General features: G+C 51.7%; 15 protein-coding genes and 2 pseudogenes. 11 read left to right on the top strand and 6 right to left on the bottom strand.

Annotated elements, in window-relative coordinates:
• The first annotated feature begins 109 nt into the window (after positions 1–109).
• Entirely contained in the window at positions 110–928 is an 819-nt protein-coding gene (locus tag MUN79_RS28920) for an SDR family oxidoreductase (RefSeq protein ID WP_244678433.1), read from the top strand.
• Positions 929–1,236: 308 nt separating this feature from the next.
• On the opposite strand, the gene MUN79_RS32175 is transcribed toward MUN79_RS28920, so the two are convergent.
• Together MUN79_RS32175 and MUN79_RS32170 are read right to left on the bottom strand one after the other, a co-directional pair.
• Entirely contained in the window at positions 1,237–1,473 is a 237-nt protein-coding gene (locus tag MUN79_RS32175) for a recombinase family protein (protein WP_375378284.1), read from the bottom strand.
• 117 nt (positions 1,474–1,590) lie between these two features.
• A pseudogene (locus MUN79_RS32170) lies at positions 1,591–1,955 on the bottom strand (recombinase family protein); the annotation flags it as partial.
• A 142-nt stretch (positions 1,956–2,097) separates the two neighbouring features.
• Here MUN79_RS32170 and MUN79_RS28910 point away from each other — a divergent pair.
• From MUN79_RS28910 to MUN79_RS28885, 6 genes are all read left to right on the top strand, one after another.
• On the top strand, positions 2,098–2,775 hold the full coding sequence (locus MUN79_RS28910; protein WP_244678432.1) for a recombinase family protein: 678 nt from the start codon (positions 2,098–2,100) through the stop codon (positions 2,773–2,775).
• Positions 2,776–3,032: 257 nt separating this feature from the next.
• Positions 3,033–3,821: a DUF6577 family protein gene (locus MUN79_RS28905; RefSeq protein WP_244678431.1), complete on the top strand. Its 789-nt coding sequence runs from the start codon at positions 3,033–3,035 to the stop codon at positions 3,819–3,821.
• Positions 3,818–5,374 carry a nucleotidyl transferase AbiEii/AbiGii toxin family protein gene (locus MUN79_RS28900; protein ID WP_244678430.1) on the top strand — a complete coding sequence of 519 codons (1,557 nt, stop codon included), beginning with the start codon at positions 3,818–3,820 and terminating at the stop codon, positions 5,372–5,374. Before MUN79_RS28905 ends, MUN79_RS28900 begins: the two co-directional genes overlap by 4 nt.
• A gap of 341 nt (positions 5,375–5,715) precedes the next feature.
• Complete coding sequence (locus MUN79_RS28895; protein ID WP_244678429.1) at positions 5,716–5,928, top strand: hypothetical protein; 213 nt, start codon at positions 5,716–5,718, stop codon at positions 5,926–5,928.
• Between the two features lie 488 nt (positions 5,929–6,416).
• Positions 6,417–6,971 carry a phage integrase SAM-like domain-containing protein gene (locus MUN79_RS28890; RefSeq protein WP_244678428.1) on the top strand — a complete coding sequence of 185 codons (555 nt, stop codon included), beginning with the start codon at positions 6,417–6,419 and terminating at the stop codon, positions 6,969–6,971.
• Positions 6,968–7,633 (top strand): tyrosine-type recombinase/integrase, encoded by a 666-nt coding sequence (locus tag MUN79_RS28885; RefSeq protein WP_244678427.1) that lies wholly within the window; start codon positions 6,968–6,970, stop codon positions 7,631–7,633. The genes MUN79_RS28890 and MUN79_RS28885 overlap by 4 nt, the downstream gene beginning before the upstream one ends.
• A gap of 130 nt (positions 7,634–7,763) precedes the next feature.
• On the opposite strand, the gene MUN79_RS28880 is transcribed toward MUN79_RS28885, so the two are convergent.
• Genes MUN79_RS28880 through MUN79_RS28870 form a run of 3 tightly spaced genes read right to left on the bottom strand, consistent with a single transcriptional unit; the run spans position 7,764 to position 12,265 of the window.
• The gene (locus MUN79_RS28880) at positions 7,764–10,673 is read right to left on the bottom strand and encodes an HD domain-containing protein (RefSeq protein ID WP_244678426.1); all 2,910 of its coding nucleotides are present in this window, start codon (positions 10,671–10,673) and stop codon (positions 7,764–7,766) included.
• Positions 10,674–10,709: 36 nt separating this feature from the next.
• Positions 10,710–11,309: a recombinase family protein gene (locus MUN79_RS28875; protein ID WP_244678425.1), complete on the bottom strand. Its 600-nt coding sequence runs from the start codon at positions 11,307–11,309 to the stop codon at positions 10,710–10,712.
• A gap of 14 nt (positions 11,310–11,323) precedes the next feature.
• Complete coding sequence (locus tag MUN79_RS28870; RefSeq protein ID WP_244678424.1) at positions 11,324–12,265, bottom strand: hypothetical protein; 942 nt, start codon at positions 12,263–12,265, stop codon at positions 11,324–11,326.
• Positions 12,266–13,742: 1,477 nt separating this feature from the next.
• On the opposite strand from MUN79_RS28870, the pseudogene MUN79_RS28865 reads away from it, so the two are divergent.
• From MUN79_RS28865 to MUN79_RS28850, 4 genes and pseudogenes are all read left to right on the top strand, one after another.
• Positions 13,743–16,669, top strand: a pseudogene (locus tag MUN79_RS28865) (DUF6493 family protein).
• Positions 16,670–16,919: 250 nt separating this feature from the next.
• The gene (locus MUN79_RS28860) at positions 16,920–17,432 is read left to right on the top strand and encodes a DUF4304 domain-containing protein (protein ID WP_244678422.1); all 513 of its coding nucleotides are present in this window, start codon (positions 16,920–16,922) and stop codon (positions 17,430–17,432) included.
• Positions 17,433–17,793: 361 nt separating this feature from the next.
• Positions 17,794–18,339 (top strand): Crp/Fnr family transcriptional regulator, encoded by a 546-nt coding sequence (locus tag MUN79_RS28855; protein WP_244678421.1) that lies wholly within the window; start codon positions 17,794–17,796, stop codon positions 18,337–18,339.
• A gap of 332 nt (positions 18,340–18,671) precedes the next feature.
• Positions 18,672–19,358 (top strand): SDR family NAD(P)-dependent oxidoreductase, encoded by a 687-nt coding sequence (locus MUN79_RS28850; protein ID WP_244678534.1) that lies wholly within the window; start codon positions 18,672–18,674, stop codon positions 19,356–19,358.
• A gap of 147 nt (positions 19,359–19,505) precedes the next feature.
• On the opposite strand, the gene MUN79_RS28845 is transcribed toward MUN79_RS28850, so the two are convergent.
• On the bottom strand, positions 19,506–22,676 hold the full coding sequence (locus tag MUN79_RS28845) for a hypothetical protein (RefSeq protein WP_244678533.1): 3,171 nt from the start codon (positions 22,674–22,676) through the stop codon (positions 19,506–19,508).
• Positions 22,677–22,936 lie beyond the last annotated feature (260 nt).

Raw genomic sequence — 22,936 nt, 5'->3', positions numbered from 1 at the left:
CTGCTCTTGTATCGCGTTAGGTGCAGCAGCCAGCGGGCTTAAGCTCACGGGCTGCTGCACCTTTTACAACAGGGTGACGCTCTTTGTTTACTTCATGACTTTCAAAGCCATGGCTACTTCAAACCAAACGATTCTCATTACCGGCGCTTCCACCGGCATTGGTCTGGCTACCGCCCGCTACTTTGCCCAACGCGGCTGGCAGGTCGTGGCCACCATGCGCACCCCGAACAAGGCACCCGCTGACTTGCATACGCTGGCCAATGTGCTGGTGCTGCCGCTCGACGTGCTGGACGTGGCCAGCATTGCGGCCGCCGTAGCGGCGGCGCTGCACGCCTTCGGCCGCCTGGATGTGCTCTTTAACAATGCCGGCTATGCCCTGGCCGGCGCCTTTGAGGCCCTTAGCCCCGTGCAGGTGCAGCAGCAGTTTAACACGAATGTGTACGGGGTGATGAACGTGACGCGGGCGGTGCTGCCCCATTTCCGCGAACGCAAGCAGGGGCTCATTCTGACCACTACATCCGTGGGCGGGCACATTGCCTTCCCGCTCTACAGTGTCTACAACGCCACCAAATTTGCCCTGGAGGGCTTCATGGAGGGATTGCAGTACGAAGTAAAGCAGTTCAACATCCAGGTGCGCACCATCGTGCCGGGCACGGTGCGCACCGATTTTACAGTCGCCATCCAGTACGTCCCTGCCCCGGCCTACGACCCCTATGCTCAGCGGGTGCACGAGCAAACGCTGGCCAGCTACGCCCACGCGGCCACGCCGGAGTCGGTGGCCCGCGTCGTGTTCGCAGCGGCCACCCGAGGTGGCACGTCGGCCCGCGTGTTGGCCGGCTCACAGCCCAAACTGGTGTACTTGCTGCGCTGGCTGCTACCCCACCGGGTCTTCGCGGGCCTCCTCAACCGCACCAACGGCGGCAAGTAGCACGGGGCAGAAGCACCTTCCTAGCGCTTACCTCTTCTGCAGGCACAGTTGGGCCAGAATGTGGCTTTAGGGAAAAGAGTGGTTCATTATTCCTATTCGTTTGTTTATTCCCCCAGACAATTCGGCGGGATGTCCAGCTATTAGGTGGACCAACCTTTTAACCACAGCGAAAGCCGACGTGGTAGCGCCGTGCCTGTCCTTCCACGACTGTAGCCTATTAAAGAACCTGCTGCGCCCCCCAACTACCTAGGAAATGCCAGACCGAGATTCCTTCGCAGGTTTTTCAGTTCCTACTCTAGAGAAACCCCTTATCTGTTGGCTGCGCTGCTATCCGCATCGGCGAACCAAGCTGTCCTAGCCAATGGCTCACCATTTAGTAGACGCCATACGGAGGTCGCATGAAAGTCTTTGCCTCGCCGGGTTCGATAGCCCGTGCGGTTAAGCGTGACAGCGATCTCCTCCAAGGTCTGTCCTTTCTCGCGCAGCAGGGTAGCCAGCTGGGCTGCCTGCCGGTTGGCCGGGTGCTCACGCGCATTACGCTGCATGGCCGCCTGCCCTTGCCGGGTAATGGCCGGGGTCATGTTCTGAGGATTGCCCAGCTGGGCTCCTCGGGCTTTCTTGGCGGCGAGTGCATCCTTGGTCCGCTTCGAAATGGTCTCCCGCTCGTGTTGAGCTAGTACAGCAAACAAGCCTACCGTAAGGGTATTCGCATCCGGCATGTCGCAGCAGACGAAGTCTACTCCCGAATCCCGCAAGGTGAAGATGAATCCCGCATTCCTGGAGAGCCGGTCGAGCTTCGCAATGAGCAGCGTACTACCCCCCTCCGCGCCGCCGCGATGGCCGACTGCAGTTGGGGCCGCTGATTCTTCTTTCCACTTTCCACCTCAATGAACTCGGTCAGCAGTTGGCTGGGGTCCGCCACGAAACTTCGTACGGCGGCCTGCTGGGCTTCGAGCCCTAAGCCGGAGACACCTTGCTTCTGAGTGGAGACACGATAGTAAGGGGTATAGCGCCGAAGGGAGGTCATAGTATAAAAAGAGAGTACAAAACTGAGCTTTGAGTAAGAGTTAGGTGCAAAGTACGATATTTTACATCTTAGCAACGGTCGTTTAAGAAACGTGACAAACCCCTATCTTGCGCTTTTTCCACTCCTTTATATATAAGCTACCATGATTCGATACGTGGCGTACTTCCGCGTGAGCACCGCCCGGCAGGGGCAGTCAGGCTTAGGACTCGAAGCCCAGCAAGCCGCCGTGCGCAACTTCGTCGACACCGAGGCGAGCATCGTGGCCGAGTATGTCGAAATCGAGAGTGGCCGTAAGAACGCCCGGCCCCAACTGCAGGCGGCCATCACCCAGGCCAAACAGGAGAACGCGGTGCTGCTCGTGGCCAAGCTCGACCGCCTGGCGCGCAACGTAGCTTTCCTGGCGACGCTCATGGAAAGTCATGTGCGCTTCAAAGCCGTCGACCTGCCGGCGGCCGATGAGTTTACCCTACACATCCTGGCCGCGGTAGCTCAGAAAGAGGCCACGGCCATCTCAACACGAACACGCGATGCGCTGGCGGCCAAGAAGGCACGAGGTTTTCAACTCGGCACGCCGGCGAACCTAACGGCTGATGCGCGGGAGAAGGCGTTAACCTCGCTGCAACTCAATGCGCAGACGAATTTGAACAACCGACAGGCGGCGCAACTGGCGGTGTTATTGCGGGCCACCGGGGTGACGCTGCGGGAGATTGCCGCTCGCCTGAATGAATCCGGGTACCGGACTCGGCGGGGGAAGGCCTTTCACCCTATGGGGGTTAGGAGGTTGTTACCAAGTGTAGCCCCTTCTGCCGTCAATGACTGAGTAGGCTGTGGCATCCACAGATCAGTTATGCCAAAGTGAATAATAGCTTCCAGTATAGGTAGCCTGACTTTTAACAGTAAATTCTTTCTGAGCCCCACACATTGTTCTTAAATTAAAAAGGACCTATGATGTGCCACTACTACAAATTAGTGGCACATCATAGGTCCTTTTTTCTTTTGCAGCAACTACGCGTTAACTCTTCCGTACTACGACCTATGATATGCCACTAATTCAAAATAGTGGCACATCTTTGCTCAATGGAAGAACAAGAAGAAAGTGTCCCCAAAACGCTGAATTGGCTGGAGTTGCGCAACATTTTTGCGCAACATCCAGAGCTGACTCGCGCCCAGGTTTTTGATTTCTATCGGCGCCGCGAGCCTGAAGCCAAGCAGACTACTCTTGATTGGCGCATATATGAGCTGGTGAGCCGCGGCTTGCTCGTATCGCTAGGGCGGGGGCGCTACACGTTGGCCAGCACCGCGCAGAAGTACTCCAGCTACCTGCCTGAGTTGGCCAGCACTGAGCGGAACATATGGCGTGCCCTCGTTAAAGAGCTGCAAATGCCCGAAGGTTGCCTCTGGTCCACCGCTTGGGCCAATGAATTCAGTCTGCACCAGGCCGCCCGCAACTTCCTGATTGTAGAAGTTCCCCGCGACTACGTACAGGCTGTTTTCTTCGCCCTCAAAGACCGGCACTCTCACCGCGTATTTCTGCGTCCCGACCCCGAAATACTTTCTTACTACGTGGCCGAAACCGACAAGCCAATAATTGTCACGGCCTTCGTTAGACGCGCTCCGGTGCAGCAGGTCAAGCGGGTGCCAGTACCCCGCCTGGAAAAGATGCTGGTCGACCTCTTCAGCAGCCCCAATTTATTCGCTGCCTACCAGGGCCGCGAGCTGGAAATCATTTTCAGCAACGCCCACCGCTCCTACGCCCTTGACGAGCGCACCCTTCTAAGCTACGCGCAACGCCGCCACAAGGCCCCCGAGTTGCGCCGCTTTCTCCGCCAGTTACCCGACTGGCCTCACTCAATCAATTTGCAATGATTACGCCCGAGACCTTCCAACCCGAATGGATAGAACATCTAGGCAAACGCCACAAGAATATCGACCCAAGCATTGCCGAGAAAATGATACTGGCGTTAACACTGGTTGAACGCTTGGCTCAGGAGCCCATTCCCTTTGTCTTCAAAGGAGGTACCTGCTTGGTTCTGTTACTCAAAAAGGCCCGCCGCTTCTCCGTCGATGTAGACATCGTGACCGAAATGTCGCCCGAGGAATTAGAAGCGGTGCTAAATCGTATTGCGGAACATCCCCCGTTTTTGCGCGTCGAGTACGATGAAAAGCGGAGCACAAAAAAAGACGGCGTACCTCGCGGCCATTATTATTTATACTTCACCCCCATCCTGAACCAAAAACGCTCAGCCGGCTACTCAGAACCGAGAGTAGCCCTTGATGTACTATACGAGGTTCATGGGTACCCAGAGTTACGCGACGTACCGGTCACCTCGGAGTTTTTACTATCCGACGGCCCACCTCAAATGGTGAAAGTGCCCAGTGTCGAGTCCATCACCGGTGACAAGCTCACGGCCTTTGCTCCTCGAACCACCGGTATTTTATATGGCAAGCGCAAGGAGCAAGAGATTATCAAGCAGCTGTTTGACGTAGGCGTACTATTTGATGAAGTGCAGAATGTCGAAGCTGCTGCCAAGTCCTTTGCGGCTACTGTTGCCAAAGAGTTAGCTTACCGTCAGCTACCGCATTCCCCTGCTGAAGTCCTGCAGGATACCATTCAAGCAGCTCTGCTGCTATCTCAGCACAAAATCAATTCAGCTAAAACGCCTGACCCTGATGGCGCCAAGGAGTTGGCAACAGGTATTGTCCGGTTTGCCAATTTCTTAATTGGTACTCGCTTCAACATTGATATTGCAGTCGTCGCGGCGGCAAAAACCGCTTACTTGGCGGCGCGCTTAGTAGTAGAGGATTACGCTGCATTGCCTATCTACAAGGACCAAGCTGTTGCTGACCTGCGCATTACCGACCCGCAATTCAACTTTCTAAATAAGCTGCGCAGTATGCCCGAAGCCATGTTTTTCTGGCAGCAAACCGTGCAGCTACTGACCGAACACAAGCAACTGGCAGTCCTGACTCCATCCACAGGCGCTAGCAAATCAGTTGAAACTTCAAAAACGTCCACCGAAATGAGCACCACCATCAACATCGTCACGCAGCCCGACCAACACTTACTTATTGCTCGTTGGAGTGGTCCAGGAATCGAAGAGGACTTTACCCATGACGACCGTGCTATGCTGAGCACAGCGCAAAAAACCAACTGCTGGCGCTGGTTAGCAGACTTCCGCGTCCACGGCGATACAACGGCATACAACGCTAATGATTTTTTCAGAACGGTATTGCCTGACGCCAAGGCTGCTGAACGGTTTGCCACCGGCATAATCCTCCGGGTAGCCGTGCTCATACGTCCCGACTTCGTCGTCCTTTCCGCCGGGGTTCCAGATGCCGACTTTCAGAAGCGCCGGGGCTACACAGCCAAAACCTTCACAGATGAGGGCGAGGCGATGCAGTGGTTGATTGCTGAGTAAATAGCTGTGCGCAATGTTAGTCGCAGCTTCGCCCCCGACTCATAGGCATAACGCGAACCTGTTCGCATTCTACGAAGGAGCATTTGTTAAATGTTATATCAGCCGTTTTGCGGCAACTTCAGTCCGTGCACTCTATATAATAAGGAGTGCTGATATAAGTAACCCTTCTGCTAGTCGGGGAGCATTGGCTGGTGGAAGTAGTCAGACCTTGAATGGAGAATCATTGGTGGCATCGTCTCCCGGGTAGAGAGCGCTCTATTTTTGGTCGGCGGTAACGCAAGGGGTAGTATGCCTACACCGACGGCGCCAGAACCTTTCCCAGCACGTCCTGTTGTCCTGGCATGTCTGATTCTGCCAAACGCCCCCGGGTGCGTAAACCCGCTGAACCGCTTACCCAGCCGTTATCCTCTGTCGAACAACGAGAAGCCCTGCAGGCTCGCGAAGCCGGCAAGACGGTGATGTATCAAATTGATGCCTGGGGCCATGTTGAGACCCGCTTCGTGAGAACCCAGAATGTCGCAACCTGGCAGGCCAAAGGCTTCTTTGTTCGATAACCCACTGCTGTCTTCTTGTACTTCTAAAAGCCCTACGTAGCGTAAGGGCTTTTTTTACGTTTACTCGACAGTTACATAAAGGTGCGTTTATGTAATGATACAGGACAGAATTATTCTCAAGCGAGCTACAGTTGCTGTTGAACCCAGTCTCTTCCATCAGGGAACTCACGTGGGTCCTGTCTTGGAAGAGACTACCAGATCAGTATAAACTCTATTCTGCTGTGAGGTGATTATCTTAGATTTTAGTTTGGCAATATATCTTCGTCGGGGTTCGACCCCGGCTCCGGGTACTTTGTAGGTAGCAACCCTGCCTATTAGCCTGAAAACGGACCCCTCTAGCAAGCTAGAGGGGTCCGTTTTCAGGCTTTTTGCATTTACGCGCATACCAAATGCATACCATGAATTTTTCAGCGAAAGTTGTGTTGCGGCAGCCGGCCCGAAAAGACGGTACCTGCCAGTTGCGTCTCCAAGTCGTTATTCGGCGGGCTATGATCGCCAAAGGCCTGGGCATTGCCTGGTATCCGGAATTATTTGATGAGGTGCTAGGCGTGTGCCTGAGCAGCCTGCCGAAGGGCAAGCAGCCTTCCAACTATAAGGAGGTGCTGCAGCGGGCCCACGCCGCCGCTGGCGGCACCCAGCAGCTGCTCGATAAGTTGGCCGACGACTACAACCTGATCATCGGCCAGGCCCGGGCGAAGGCCAACGATATTTTCGTGGAGCACCGGCTGCTGACGGGTCAGACGAAGAAGGCCCTGACCATCGAGCGGTTCAACTACAGCTATGATACCGATAGCAGCCGCAACGATTTTATCACCTGGATGGAAGCTAAGATTCACGAGCGGAGCCGCAAGGGCAAGGGCCACCGGCTCCACATCGGCCCCACCACGAAGAAAAATCACACTAGCACGCTCAATTGCCTGAAGGCATTCCGTAGTGCCATCCCCTTCGACACCATTGACGCCAAGTTCGTGGATGATTTCCACGGCTACCTGCTCAAGACCGTGAAGGCGGTCAATACCCGCTGGGGCGGCATAAAGATGTGAAAGCCTACCTAGCGCTGGCCAAAAAGGACGGGATGCGCTTCGAGCCCGCCTACGATGACTTCGACAACAAGACGGAGGCTGGCACCTGGAAGCCCCTAAAGCCTGGTGAGCTAATGAAGCTGAAGGTCTACTATACCCAATTGCCGGTCGGTAGCGTGCACCGGCGTGTGCTACAGCGGTTCCTCTTTAGCTGCTGTAGCTCCTTACGATTGGGCGACCTGAAGAACCTGGGCGCCGCCAAGCTCGAAGGCCACGAGCTCACCTTCCAGATTCAGAAGACCTACGACAAGAAGCTGCAGGATATGATGCTGCCGCTCACTAAGGAGGCTATTAGCTACCTGGAAGATGCCCAGCGCGAGGAAGGCCAGCAGGGCTTTTACAATTACTCGGACCAATACTCAAACCAATACTCAAACCGCGCTCTTAAGGCTATTGCCCGCCAACTCGATATCGAAACAGACCTGCACCACCACATCGGGCGGGAAACCTTCGCTACCGAGTTCATCCGACGCAAGGGCAAAGTCGAAGTGCTCCAAAAGCTGATGGACCACGAGAAGATTGAAACCACCATGAAATACGTGCACGTGGACAACGACATGAAGCGCGACGCCATCCGGATGCTGGATGAGCAGAACGAAGCGCCGATGGCCGTAGTGGCCTGATTCCACTTTCCTCGTTTCCCCATTTCTCATAAAGAAGGCCCGCTACGATTGGTAGCGGGCCTTCTTTATGAAGTTTTGACACAAAATCTATTCTTTAATAAAGGCGTGACGAAAATGGTTTATTAACATTTTATTCTTCACCATCAGTCTTCCTTATTTGACGATTGATTTCATCAATATCTATTTGACTACAAAATCTATCATATGCATTAATTATTTGTTCTTTGGAAGTGCTTTTATCAAACCTGTTTTCATAAATCCAATTATACAGCTTCTCATTAATAGATTTAACATACTGGTACTTATACTTCCCCTTTCTTTCAAGCACATATGGAAAAACCATTTCAGGGTAAGTTGCGAGTTGCAGAGCATTATGATCAATTCTATAGTGCCCCAAATAAGGAATATGAGATTTTTCCTTTAAACGGAGTTCAAAAAAATCGCTAGGACAAGGAACAGTTGTTCGTGAACCATAGATCTCTCGTCTACGAATTACTCTCTTAACACCATCCAGATTCATTAATTCTCTATTAGCGTGATCTCGATATAAGACCAGCATACGCCTGCCATCCTCAGTTATACTAGTATTTATTTCTTGAAATGCTTTTGAAACCTGATTTACAAAAAAATGTGTGTATAAACTATTCGCATATGAATCACCAACAATATGTATTGTCAACTCGTGATCGGACAATGCAAAGAACTCTTTTTCTGGATCCTTATTCATACCTGTAACAATTTTTAACACCTTGATTGAATCAAATAAATCACCATACAACATCACTTCACCATCAACTTCAACTTTATAATTCCTCCAATCATCATATTTTGACAGGTCGTACTTTTTCTTCATTTTGTCATTTGCATAAAAATGCAAATACATACTCGCATCTATTTTACTATTATTATCTTCAATGTCATTATAGATTGTAGTAATAAGTTTAAACGAAGAACTTAAAAGATCTTTTTTAAGAATTGGGTAATATTCATCTTTAATTTTATTTCTATTAAGCGTTAAAACATCGTATGCATTATCCTTATGGATGTTTATCTCAAACCTCAAGAACAATAAATCATTAATACCATTTTCAAACACTTGCCCCTTGTAATAGGAAATCAAACTGTGGTATCTGCGTGCATTATTATTAAAAACACTAATCTCTGTATTTGTTGAACTATCGTAGAATTCAAAGCTATTAACTTCCTTAATATCGTCTAACCGGTCACCTTCTACAATTAATTGCACTGGGAGATAAGCTTTATCAGAAAACGAAATTACCTCGTCGATTATCTTCCCTATCTCAATATCTAGTGACTCATGTACGAAAGGATCGAAATTTTCAGCTATACTACTGGCATGACGATGATCAAACTTTACACTATATCTACTTGGTATTGCCTTCGTCTTATGCACGATGGAAATTTTTGCACCTGGCTTGTCAAAATGAGAAGTGCTTTCCTTTTTAATAAGGACATCACCATCCTTCTTCGAGCTTGGGCTGTTCAGCTCTATTACCTGTCGATTTTCATCAAAATAACTTTTTGTCGAAATAACAACTTGATCGGTAATCATGAATATGCTTTGAAAACCGATACCAAATGTCCCCGATGGTTTCATCCAAACAGGCATTTCATTCACGATATTTATTTTTGCATAATTCTTAGAAGAACTCCCCGTATTCATCAGGAATTTCAAATCATTTTTCGATATACCTATTCCCTTATCTTCAATATCAATCTTCCAACTTGTGTATCCATTTTCAATACCCAGCTTTTCAATAGTTACTACTATAGGATAATTTAAAACAATAGCCTTAAAGCTTGCACTAAGTGGAGAACTAAAGTCGGCTTTTCCTTTATGCTCTAGCCACACTCTTATTAAAGAGGAATCCACGGAGTTTTGAAGCACTTCTCTAATAGACTGATAAGCGCCGTCATAAATTCCTGCACCTCTAAGCAAATCTAATGCCTTGTCAGTATCAACTGAAAATTTAGGTTTGTTTTTTCCATCTATTAAATCATAGTTCAAAAGATTAACTTTCAATGCCCCTATCGTAGGCAAATATCCAAAACTTTTATCTGGAACAATATCGTTCCAATTTATCATTTGAGAGCTGATTTCAGAATTAAGATAATTAAGCCAATGCTGAGTTATATTGGCAATATCGTAATCTTCGCAATTAGCAGTTATTTCAATCTTTTCTCTATCAACGCGAAATGAAGTTATAGCAAGATGTTTTGCCTTGTGGTTCAAAGTATCAATCGGAACTTTAGTTAAAGTCCGTAGCATAACTTCAGAAAATCTATTATTATCTAAATCTAGCAGATCACCAATCCTTAGCAAACAAGCCACGAATCTAGGATGAGCATTTTCAATATCAATTCCAACTTCATTGAAAGACAAAGACATTACCTGACTAAAATCTTTCGTATGACTTGAGCATATGTCTCCCAAGATCCTAATTATTCGTTCAGGAATCACTCCTCTAGGAGACACAATTGGCAATTCAGCAATTGGATTTGAAACTATCTCACTGGACCTTTCAGCATGCTTTCGTCTAAAAAATTCTGCAAGAATAAACTTAATACTATCATTTAGCTCAAGATTATACACTGTGTTTTTAACCTTGATTTTCCCATCCACTACTTCAAACTTTACAGCAAAATCATGTAATGAATTCTTTTTATCATTTATCAATTCTGTCATAAATTGAATAAATTCTTTAGAACTCATAGTTTCAACTAGTTTCTCACCTGAGACAACCATCCCCAAATCATGCCAATAGGCTGCTTCTAAAATAAGCCATATATCGATGGAGGAAAGCTTCGTTAAGTTTTCTTTCCCTAGTATTCGGACTATATTGTTGATAATAGTTACTGAATGCGACTCATCATGTAGACTATAATGTGGAAACAGGTTTGCCACTGCTTGCAAAGCAGTAGGAATGATTTTTTTATCGTAGCTCCATTGGGCAAAAAGTATTGAGCTTTGGCTATCCTTGGTTTTTTCGTGAAGAAGCTCTTCGAGGTACTTGACCATGTCTACAGATGTGATTTTGGAAGAAAACGTTCGTTACTATTGATTGCTTGAAGGAGTCAAGGCAAGGTATTTAGCTACTGTACTAGGAGACAAACATAACTCTCGACTAACGGCTCGATCTGACATACCGGTTGCCTTCAAACGCTTAACGTCCACAACCTTCTCAATATCTACTGTAGGACGTCCGATAAGCTTGCCTTTCTCACGGGCTCGATGCTGACCTGCTTTACTTCGCTCCCCTTGCCGTACACGCTCCTGCTTGGCCACTGTAGCAAGAATACCGATGATGGCATCTTTGAAAACGCCTGTGCTGTCCAAGTACTGCTCGGTGAAAGATAGAAATTGAACACCAGCGGCCGAGAGCTTCTGCAGGTGGTTCAATGTTTCCACTACTCCTTCTCGACTGAAACGGTCCAGAGCCCAGAAGATAACCACGTCGAAGCGGCGCTGGTGAGCATCCAGGAAGAGCTGCTTGAACTCGGGTCGATCAGCTTTGCCGCCAGATTCCTGGTCGGTATACTCCTTATATATCGAGTAGCCCTTTCGATCCGCGAAGGCACGCAGCTCACGTAGCTGGTTTTCGTTGTCTTGGCCTTTGTCGCGGGTACTCACGCGGGCGTAGATGGCTGCTTTCATAGACTATAAATGAATTAATAAGGAAATAGCCTTAACGAACCGTTGTCATCACGTTTAGTATAAACAGCCCTAAAAGGCATTGAATAATCAAGTTGTTTGTAATTATCAGGATGAATTTTTGCTGGATTTATGTCAGAATCTATAAAGATTGACATATTCTCAAACTCACTATCACCAATTTGAACAGCTCCAGAAATAGCCATCGTAGGGTCTTTTATCAAAACATTCTCTGCTAAGACCTTTACTATAGTACCAACAGCAATTAGTTGAAACTTTGCTGTAGAACCGTCAAACAAATTAAAGTGCGCATCCTGCAGCAAGCTCATAATACACAACAAAACATCATTAGCATTTTTCTTTATTGAACTAGAATATTTAACACCGGCCATATACTCACTGTAAAACTGCTTAATTTCATTATCCATACTATGAATCATTTGCTTGTAAGAAAAAACAGGTTTATTCACAAATAAGGAGAGGCACTTTTTTGCAATTTCCCTAAAAGCAGTTACATATCTAACATCATTTATCACATAATAATCTTTGTTTTTAGTATATTTATCAATGAGCATGGTGTTAATTATCTTTTTATTGAAAGGCTGGAGTATATGAGGAGCTAGTTTATTAACTTGGTTTAAACCATGATTAAATATTATATCATATAAATCTTTTGGCAGGGTTGTGAAATCAATGTCATAATCAATAACCCGCTTCTGCCCTTTTGGAGAGAGAAATTTCTTACTTGCCACACGCAGACTTAGCTCAGCATGATACTTACCAGAATCACGTTGATAGTGCGCAATAAAGTGACCTAGCTCTCTAATAATAGATTTTGGTCCAACAAACTCCCTCAAATCAATAAGCAAGTCCTTGATATGCTTTTCATCGAAGCAAGCTTGGTCTATCGCCTTGACGTTATTCAGTACAGATGCCCGCTGTTTTGGAGTAAGACGCATATATGCTGTGGTTTACTTCGTATCCACTTGTTAAGCCATCTTTGTTTAAATGGCTAAATAGTGGTATCCAGAGTGGTGCTGTAAGGCCTTTAAGTAATGTCCAGTACAACACTATAAAGTAGGAGGAGGCCGTATTCAGACACATCCCATCTCCTTTATTAAGTCTAATGATGAGAGTTAGTTGAGTAAAATTAGTCTTTTACTCATAAGAGAGCTGGAAATCCTTTCTATTGGCTGCCCCCACGGGCTATTCTTATACTCTCCGTTCAGGTGTCCAAAAAGTGGCAGAAAAAACGGCCCCGAAAAACCGCGTTTTCGGGGCCGCTGGGGCGGGTGGCGAGAGTGTCCAGAAACCATCCGGTTCTTGGACACGGAGACGCCTCTTTGGCACTAATAAGCTCCGGCTTATCAAGCCTTGTCAACCCAACAGAGGACGGGATAAAAGGGGCAAAGCCAACCATCAGGAGAGCAAGTACTTCTATGGGCCGGCGGGGAACTCAACCCCTTGCGATACTTTATCACGAAAACGATAGCACGCTAGGTGAAGCCTGACTACTGGTCAAGTTTCATGGTCTGGAATATCTCTAAAACCAATTTTTCTTGTGTGGGAGTTAACTGCTCCCCTGTGATACTTAGCCACCTGCCTGTAGTGCAAGATGAAATACTAAGATTCACAGTACCTGTTCCACTCTGTAGTGGTTTTACAAGTATGGCAATCTCATTGTTTATCGTGTCTACCTGCGCGGTATGGGTTGAAGACACTTTGTAATACGTCGTGTAGAAATCGGATTGAATATCCTTCTTTGCTCGTTCTGTTCTATGCGTAAGCGTGCAGAGAGCGGAGTCTTGCAGTCCCGAATCACCCCCACTATCATAATCAAGATGAATCTTATGCTGTTTTGATTGAAGAATGCCAGGGGCTGAATCAACTCCCCGAGTAGGTGTATTTGTAAAGCCTTGCGGTACAGCGCATGTCCAGCCACTACGCAAGGGAATCTTTATCCATGTTGGGTCCCGAAGTGGTGGTCTTGAAACAGATTGCTCACAACGAAGTGAGGAAAGGCTGAGGCTACAAAGGAGCGCTACGAACAGAACTTTCATGGAAGGCGCTATCGTGTTAAGTGTCATCTTCTACTTTCTATCTGCTTTCTTTAGTTGCTCTTCGCTGGAATTGGTGCCTAGCAAGCATACTCTTTCAGTAACATATCTGGAAAAGTAAGTAATCCCATAAGTAAAGCGGATGTCAAGCTAGTGTGTATGGTCTAATTTGCCAGCTATTAGGTTTACCAGTCCTGTTCCTGACTGCTGTGCGCCTTTCTTCGGGAGAGGGCATTCACACAAATTGCGCCCAGTTCACAGCCATGAGCCTACGGCCGTCTTGGAGCGATATAGCCCCCTATGCAAGAGAGAGCTATGTATCCTCTTCACAGCATGCACTTTATCTGCCTCCACTCTATTTGCCCTTTCTTTGTCCTATATGTCCCCCATTGACACTTTCGACCATATCATCCGGCACCTGAGTGTTTCCCACTTGGTCCCGTTTCTGCTAGCCCTAGATAAAAAAGATATTGTCGCTCTTCGCTCCAAAGCCAAGACCCTACGCAACGAGCTCACGGCGGTACGTCAACTTGGAGTCGTCACCTGGGGGCGGACGGGAACGGAAGCCCAGTTGGAGATGCTGTTTCTGACGGCAGTGGCCACGTATACCCGCAAGGAAGCGCTAAGACTGAATCACACCGTGGGCAGGTATTGGGGACATGGCAGCGAACGGGCCGCCAACCAGGAGCAGTTCCTGGCTGTAGTAGCGCATGCCCGCCCAATCTGGTTTGCCGAGTGGCTGGAGCGTCAAGCCCGCGGCGGGCAGTGGGGCCTGCCCGATTATGCCCTGCTGCGGGAAATGGAAGCCCGGCAGCTCATTGACTACGAGCCGGCCCTGTTTGCTCGGACATTAGCCCACTCCCTGACACAGCACCACTACACCCGGTTCGGAACCCAGCAGGAGCCGCCCTCCCGTACACAGCTGCTGACCCAGTTCGAGCAGGCAGCCGATATCCTGGGGCGGGATGTGCTGGCCTTCTTTGCGTACGATACCACGGTGGACTCGTCCATCGTGTACACGGGGATAGCGCAGCAGCAGGTCACCTGGCTCGACGTGCTGCTGCACCTGACCACGGCACAACGGCTTTCCCGTGCCAGCTTACTTAGCCACTGCCTCGTGGCCCTGCGGCGCGACTTCCGCCGGCCATTGCTGACGTGGTTCAAGAACCTGTTTCTTGCCCTGCAGCCGACGCCCGAAGAGTGCCTGGAACGGCAGCAGGAATTTGTCGACCTGCTGGCCCACACCCAACCGCAGGTCCTTACCTTCGCTCTGGACCACCTGAAGGCTCTCTGGGACCGGCCCGAGTTCAAGCCTGCCCCCCTGTTGCTGTACGCGGAAGGCCTGGTGATGCGCCAGAACCTCAAAACCGTGCAACGCACCTTGCTCAGTGGCTTCGACAAACTGCTCACGCGCGACCCTACCGTAGCACCAGAGATAGGCCGCCTGGCTGTCGCCGCCATGGCCAGCGCCGATGCCGCCGTACAGACAAAGGCTGCCAAGCTGTTGGTTTCGGTGCTGCGGGCCCAACAGCCGCCGTTATCAGTTGATATAACCACCTCCCTGACCCGCTCCCTGGCCGAGTACACCGAGCTGCTGTCGGCGGGTGCCCGTCAACTCCTGGTACCCTGGCTGGTTCCTGCTACCGAGCCCTTGCCGACTGTAACCGCCCCCTATGTTCCGCACGCTGGGTTCGTACCCGATTTATCGGTTGCCAACGCGCTGCCACCCGTCGCCGACTGGCACGAGCTACTGTTTCTCACAGGCCAAGTCCTACGCGATGAGCATGTACTGGACCTGGAACGCTGGGTCGACGGCCTGCGGCGATTGCAGCCGTATTGGCCAACAGACTATGCCCAGCAGCTGCGGCCCTATCTGGTGCAGCTGCGCCCGCTGCTGAAGGGCAAAACCGGTGAGCCGGCCACGGCCCTCATTGCCGAGAATGGACTAGCAGGGCACCGCGGGTTGGTAGAGGCGCTGGTGCTCAGCTGGGCGCAGGGCTTTACCACGGAGCGTGTAAGCAAGGTGAACGTGCGCGACGATCAGGATACCTCAGACCCGCTTGTACTCGTGCAGCAAGGCCGCTTCGTGACAGCCGAACACCACTTGCGCAGCCGTTCCGGCCTGCCCTTGCTGAGTACTCCCTCGCACGCGCCCCATTGGGTGGCCCCATCGGTGCTGATCGAACGGCTGTTGGCCTATGAGGCGGCCCAGACGGATCCGGATCCGGCCGACCTGATTGTGGCGCTGGCCCGCACGGCCTACGCGCACGCAGCAGATGCCCGCACAGCCCTGGCCCAACTCCCCCAACTGCAGCGGCCGGAGCTGCGCGAACTCCTCCAGTGGCTATTGACACCTGACCAGCACCGCTTACCGACGCTGCGGCCAGGCCACCCTGCCGGCTCTACCGCCCTGGCTGATGCTTGGCCCTGGGTGTGGGCGGTGACGGCACGCACCCGTCATCCGGAGGGCGTATTCGAGGAACTCGCTGCCGTGAGTGCGACGGATTACACCGGCGTGGTACGCCCCTGGATACCCGAGTGGCACTTTGAGGGCAAAACCAATACGTGGGTGGAGCAAAGGAAACCAGGCACGCCCACGGTTACGCACCGGTACTCTGTCCTGCAGTTTCCAAGTAAATACACCAGCCAGACGCCGCCCTCGCCGCTATTGCTCTACTCCCAGCACGCCCGCTTTCGCGCCATGGGGCAGGCCGGGTGGCTACTGCCCCACGACTACCGCTTCGTGGCAAGCCTGATACCCCACAATCCGGCACCGTTGCAGTGGCATGTGTTGCGCACCGCTGCCTGGGCTGACGGCTTGGAAGCCATCGAGCGGGATGTTGTGCAGGCCGCCTTGCGTGAGCTGCTCGGACCCGGCCCCGTGTTCACCGAACCTACTACCGTGGTGCTGGCCATTGGTTTGCTGCACCACGTGCCGGCTTGCCGGGCCCTGGCTATAGAAGTATTCCTGCGGGCTTGCGACACGGGCAGGCTGGTTCCGACTACCTTAGGTGCCATACTCGGCCGCTTTCTGGCCGCCGAATTCGTCCCCGTGCAGCGCCTGGCCGACACTCTGCAACAAGCCCGCGCCATTGAGGCCACCACCGATGATGCGTTGCAGCAGGTCCTGGACGCCCTGCTTGCCAAATTGCCTGCTACCCCCTGCGCAACACGAAGAAGCTGGTGGAATTGTACGCCGACCTAGCTAGTCGTAGCAGCCGGCGGCCGGCAGAAACGGCGACAACGAACCTACTCTACTGGAAAAGCACCGCCGCGCTCAAAAAGGTCGTGGGAGAGTTAGTGTAGCATCCAGTTGTAGTTCCATATTCTGGTCGCGGGTGGAAATGCGGGCGTAGCCGATATGTATGGTGTAAGTACAGGTTTCTCATTACGAAGGTAGTCTGCCCTGTACTTTGATTGCTGAACAAGTTTTTTGAACCGAATCGGATCGTTTTACCCAGCTTTTCTGGTACCACAACTTCCTAGTTGACTTGTACATTAAAACGAGCCAATCTTTGTACCTAACCCCTCAAGTGCATAGCAAAGAGCCCCTCGTATGGACAATAGTTTGAACACCAAACGCGACTTGGTCAAACTGCTTGACTCTCTCTTAGCCCCTCACGGCTTTGAACGCAGAAAAGATGATTGGTATCGCGATAACGGCGCTTGTGTGTCCGTCATCGGCCTTGCAAAATCCTTGTATGGTGGTCAATTTTCGATTTCCCTCGCCTTCCTTCTCAAAGATGTAGAGCCTGGTCTGCTGCCCTTCCCGGCCTTCCATCTGTGTCATTTTCGGAAGGCGTTGCAATTTGTGGTTCCAAATCCGCAGGAGTTAAAAGTCGCGTTGGATTTGGAGAGCCCAATGGGAAGTATCCAGCGCATCCAACTCATTACTCAGGCCGTTACTGAAGTTGCTGTGCCCACGATTTTGCAATTCAATTCCGAACGGGGCATCGCACAGCAAATCGCAACCAACGAGGATTTTGAGCCTTACTGCGAGCTGTCACTAAAACTGGCTCTAGAGCGTGGCGGGTACCTCACTCGGGAGGACCTAAAGTTGGACTTATAGCCGCCAAATCCTAGTTCAGAAATACGGTGGTTTAAACGTCGCCTTTGCCAATACGCACTACGTCGTTGGCCTTTAGCGCTGGTCAAAAAGGCGCGCGTCATGGTCGTCTTTCGTAAATAAGTCACCCAGCGGTCTGGCATAGCCCCGGATGTTGCAGCCAAGCGCCAGGGGCTTTTTAGGTAGTCGTGGTATTTCTTACCAATTGGTAACGCGGATTCCACGGACGCGCTTCGACCTTTGCAGCGTACTTCTACTATGATGAAAGGCAAGGTATTCCAAATTGGCAGCGGCCGTTTCTTGGGTGCACGGTGCGCCATCCACCTCGTGAAGAAATTGGCGATGCAGCCGCGTACGTAAGCTCATGGAAAATCTACGCAAGGCCTTCGGGTTCGGCGGCGTGTTGCACGCTGATGAAATTACCCAGGTAACCGACCCGTTTAGGGCGCAGTCGCTACGGGCAGGCGAGCATTTCTTTGCCCCCGGCGACTCCCCCAACCAGTTGGGCTTTGTCAGCGCCGGGGTGTGTCGGCTTTACCTCGTGGGCCGAGAGCCTGAGCAAGAGGCGACCCGGTGCTTCATTCGGCCCCACCAGTTCATCTTGGATTTAGAAAGCTTTCATAGCAACCGGCCCAGCCAGGTAGGTATTCAGGCCCTGACGGCATGCGAGCTGCTGGTGCTGGACAAGCGCACTTGGCAGCAACTCCTAGTAGAAGTTCCCAAACTCTTCATTCTGAGCAAGCTGCTGACGGAGGTAGCGCTGCTCAACAACCTAAAAGACAGCGACTTTCTGCTATTTGGAACGGCCAGGCAAAAATACGAGGAGTTCGTCAAGCGCTACCCCGACCTCGCCTTGTGCGTGCCGCAACACTACATCGCCTCGTATTTAGGCATTACCCCCAGTCGCTAAGTCGCCTCCGCAAAGGTACCGGTCGCTGACGGCCCGGATGGCCGCGGTGCGGGCGGGCAAAATGGCCCTGGACGACCCGCCGGTTATAGCCGCTGGTGCGTACGGTCGCGGGTGCCGATAGCTCCCCGCACCAGCCTCTGGAGGTCATCGCCAACGGCACAGACCAGGAATTGCTCAGCGCCCGCGCCGCTGGCAAGGCCAAGGGGCGCACTACCTCCTTCCTCTACGCAAGCGCTTCGTTCGCCCCCTGCCACCGGTCGCTTTACACAAGTTTTTCAACTTCTACATTCCACCTACACCATGACACAGGTAGTTTTAATTACGGGGGCACAATGGGGATTGGGCTGGGCCTGGCGAAAGCCTTTCTGGCGCAGGGAGCGGCTGTCGCCGTCTGTGGCCGGTCCCGCGAAGCCCTCGACCACTTTTCACGCACCTACCCGGCGGCACTGGCCATCCAGGCTGATGTGACCCAGGCGGCGGACCGCACCCGCCTGCTCGACCGAGTCGCGGAGCGGTTTGGGCGGCTCGATGTGCTGGTCAACAATGCGGGACGCTTCATCGAACGGGATTTCACGACCGGGACGGACCCGGTCGCCGACCTGGAGCAGGAGGTGGCGCTGAACCTGACGGCCCCTATTCAATTAACCAGCGAAGTCCTCGTGCGCTGGCCCGCCCTGACGGCCCTTGTGTTTGTCACCTCCGGCTTTGCCCTGGTGTCGCCCACGCGTGCGCCGACTTATGGGGCGGTAAAGGCAGGGCTGCATGGCTTTGCCGAGGGGTTGCGCCGGCAGCTGGCGCCCAAGGGCACGCATGTGCTCGAGTTGCTGCCGACCACCACGGACACCCCCGGCACCGCCCACGAAACGCGGAAGAAAATGACGACGGAGGAGGTAGCGGCGGTTACGCTCAAGGCCCTGGCCCGGCGGCAACCGATGGCGTTGCCGGGACCCATGAAGCTGTTGCCCACGCTGCTGCGGATTGCCCCACGGGCGACGGGCCGCATGGTCGCCAACATCTAGCAGTGCGCGCCTCTACAAGGATAAGGTACCCTGATTAAGCTGAATATATCGTTCAGCTTAATCAGCGATTTAGCTATCCTAACATCGGTACACAGGAGACCCCTCACTGAGGGGCCTCCTGTAACTCCTCCATATGTAAGTTTGTTTCTATTTAACGGGCTTTACGGCTCGTGCGGGAAGTATCGAAGATTGTACTTTTTCTCGTGAAACCGCTCTTTTGTTTGAGCTTTTAGGAAGTTGTCGATTAGGCAAACAACCATACTTAGGTGGGCATATTGTTTCATTCCTGTAAGGCTTAAGAATGTTTAATTTACCACCACATCCATCGGCTGTGTACTCTTCTACCATTCCATTCGGGCAGCCTGCTTCGTCCAGCAGACAATCATAGACTTGGGTGTTGGCAGCAGGATGGTTCTCATATGCATACGAGACTGTAACCGTATGAGCACCTTGCACATTGGTGACAGTTAACCGAGCACCTGTCATAGTAACCTGAGTGCCGTCCGCCAGGGTAAAAGAGCCGCTCCGGACGATGCCGTCACTATCGACAATAAATGAGGGAACAAGTTTAAATGAACAATTCGTAGGGGAGAACGTGAACGTTGTCTCCTCATCCGTCGCTACCTGGGTTGTACTAGCAGGGGAAACAGAGCCACCGGCGGGAACTGAACCAAACTTTACACTGATGGGGTATTTCGCATTGCGAGCATAGTTGTAGGTGGAGATACGTACCAGCTTTGCCGGAGCGGAGCCGTCGTTGGGTCGATCCAGGGTCTCTTTGTAGATGTGGGTGACCTTACCCGCTGCATCATAGAAATACCGAGTGTAGAGGTTCTCATTATCCAACACGTAGGTTACTGCTCCGGTATGTGGATCATAGCTGTACGCCGTCAGCGGACCTTGCAGGGGGTGGAAACGGAAGTCATCAAACAGAACAGGAGTCGTTCCAGCGTTGCGGCATCCAGCCACGAGTTGACCCGAAGCGCCCGCTGGCACGGTAACGTAAAGATTGAGTACGTACCAGTTACCCGCTTTTTTGGTCGTAGGCGACTGGATGGACGCTTCGCCCAGGAGGTTCCCGTTGAGCGTCGCGTACAGCCGTCCCCCATTCGCTGTCTCATCACTGCGGTGTACCCAAGCGCTTAAGCGGTACTGCCGACCGGGTCGGATGCCGGCCGAACTGCTTACGGGAGCTTGGTAGGTAAACGTTTTTTCCCCGGCTTGGACTTTACTGGAGTACTGGCCCGTATGGTGAACGGTATCCCGCTGTCCGCCTTTGCGCACCTCCCCACTAAAATGAACGGTAGCAGTCGAACTTCCATTGGGGTAGAGATATTCTTCATCTTCCGCGCCGGAGTAAGCCATTTCTACATACCGGGCATTAGCTGCGGAAGCAAGTTTCCGCGCGGTGCGTGAACTGGTCTTGGCCGCGGCATACTGGCTGTTCAAGTCCATTACTTCCAAGGGCTTGGAGTAGTGGTCATAGCGTAGGACTTCGCCGACCTTAAGCCAGCCATTGGCCTGCCCGCTTGGGGTCGGCTGATTCCAATTAAAATCTGTGAAGCCAGCGTAGGTGCCATCCCCGTTCAGGCGTGCGCCATTCCAGACATAGCTATCCTGTTGGCGCCACACCGGTTTGGCGGCTGCTTCGTCGACATACTCTCCATTCTGATAGCCGCGGTACGTCGTCCAGTTGGCATTCCAGGTCTGCACACTGGCTGCCAACAAGCGCCGCTCCGTCGGAGAACTCTGCTTATAGACGTATCTGCCCGCTACTTGACTCAGCATGTTTCGATTGGCGGGATTTTCCCCTTTGGGGCCCATCGTGGCATACCCGGGTTGCGTGTAGGCGGGTACGGTCTTGGTTACATAGGTGTCGCCTAAGGAGTTTTGAGCTGTCGTTTCCAGCACCTGACCGGTTAGAAAATCATACAGGGTGCTATAGCTGGTAACCTGCATTCCGTTAGCGACGGTCGTTGTAGATGCGACCGTAGTAGGAATGTATTCTTTCGTCGTTCGATTCACCCGGTAGTCCACTTCATCCAACATCTCATTGGTCATTATTCCTTCCGTGAAGCGTCCCTGGCCTGAAACGCCTTCGGCGTTTGGTAAGGTATGAGCATACCCGAAGGAGGAGGTCATTTCCAGCTCGCCCCGCCGGTTATACTTGCGAATGGCTCTAGGCTGTCCTAGCTTACCCATGTCAACCGTTATGTTGTTGCTGCGGTGCTTGATGGTGGCCACTTTAAGTACGGGACCAGGAGTAGTAGTCAGACGCCGCCCAAAATACTGCCCATCGGTTCCATTCTGCACCTGTTCAACGTGCACCATCCGCGATACCGGCGTGTAGAAGGAATACTCTTCCCGCTGGTCATGGTCAGCGTCATTGTTGTTACGAAACTGCCCCCGCAACACCGTAACAGTACTATACATGACAGACGTAGCCGGATAGTCGTACCACGCGTACAAGGGCAGTCCTTTTACCCGATCAACGTATTCGGGAAGCTTCGAGATAACCCCGGTAGAAGTCGCTTTGGTAGGGCGCGAAGGCTGATGATACCGGTAGCGAACCTGATACGCCGTGCCATTCTCATCACGGGTCGTCACGGCCGCGACTCTGATGTCACCTCCTTCCCTCGTTTCGGGTAGCAGCACTTGTAGACGTGCACCGGTTGCATAAGGAGCACCGCACGTCTCGTCCGTGTCATTTGCGCATTGTGGATTAGGCCAATCAACAGGTCTGATTGTGATAGATGTAGCCGTCACGTTCGAGAGCACAACCCGCTTGTACCGAAAGACTACATCACAGGCCCTGTAGGAGTATTTGGGGTTCTCTCCCCCAATTATCCTACACTCTCTCACATAATTAGCGGATCCGTTGACCGTAATGGTATCACCACTTCGAATGTAGTCGGCTAGGTTTCCGGAGAAGTTTTTTACCGCGAGGGTACTAGAACTGGTCGTGTTCTCGAAGTACACGTTTTTTGCCCCGTGTTCCGACACCGTACTGTATTGGTCCCGCTCGTAGCTGATCTGCGTTCGGCCACCGAGTGGATTGAGAATCTCTGTTAAGGACCAGGCGGCGCCATCGCTGGAAGCCGTTGGATGATCTGCTGTAATAGCATGTCCCGTGTTTACATCAGTAGCGGCACTGTTGTACATGCCGAAGCCGTCCCATTTCTCCCGGCTATAACTCGGATTATTAGCGTAGCTAAACTTAAAGTCAGGAATAAGCTTCGTGTTCAGCGGGCCAAAGGTCGAAAGGCTTTCCAACGTGAGCTTGCCACTTCGCCCTACACTGGCAGAGGCGATCTCCATGGGCGGTAGGGCCGCAATGTTAGGAAAGGAATTGGGTGTACCCTGACACAAACGGTAACTATAGTTAAAGACGACCCGCTTCAAGGCCCGCTGATTGATAAAAGCCCGGATACCGGGAGCTGCATCTACGTCGTAGGTGTCCAGGACATTTCGGTACGTATCCCCATTGCGCAGTGATTCCTCGTCATGAATCAAAGCGTTGTCTGCCGTATTGGTCGTTAAGGCGGAGGACCCCATCTCTGGGTTAATGCCATTCGGGG

It is taken from the genome of Hymenobacter cellulosilyticus (assembly GCF_022919215.1).
GTDB lineage: Bacteria > Bacteroidota > Bacteroidia > Cytophagales > Hymenobacteraceae > Hymenobacter > Hymenobacter cellulosilyticus.
The sequence above is the reverse complement of the archived record's forward strand: the minus strand, read 5'-3'. Positions and strand labels throughout refer to the sequence as shown.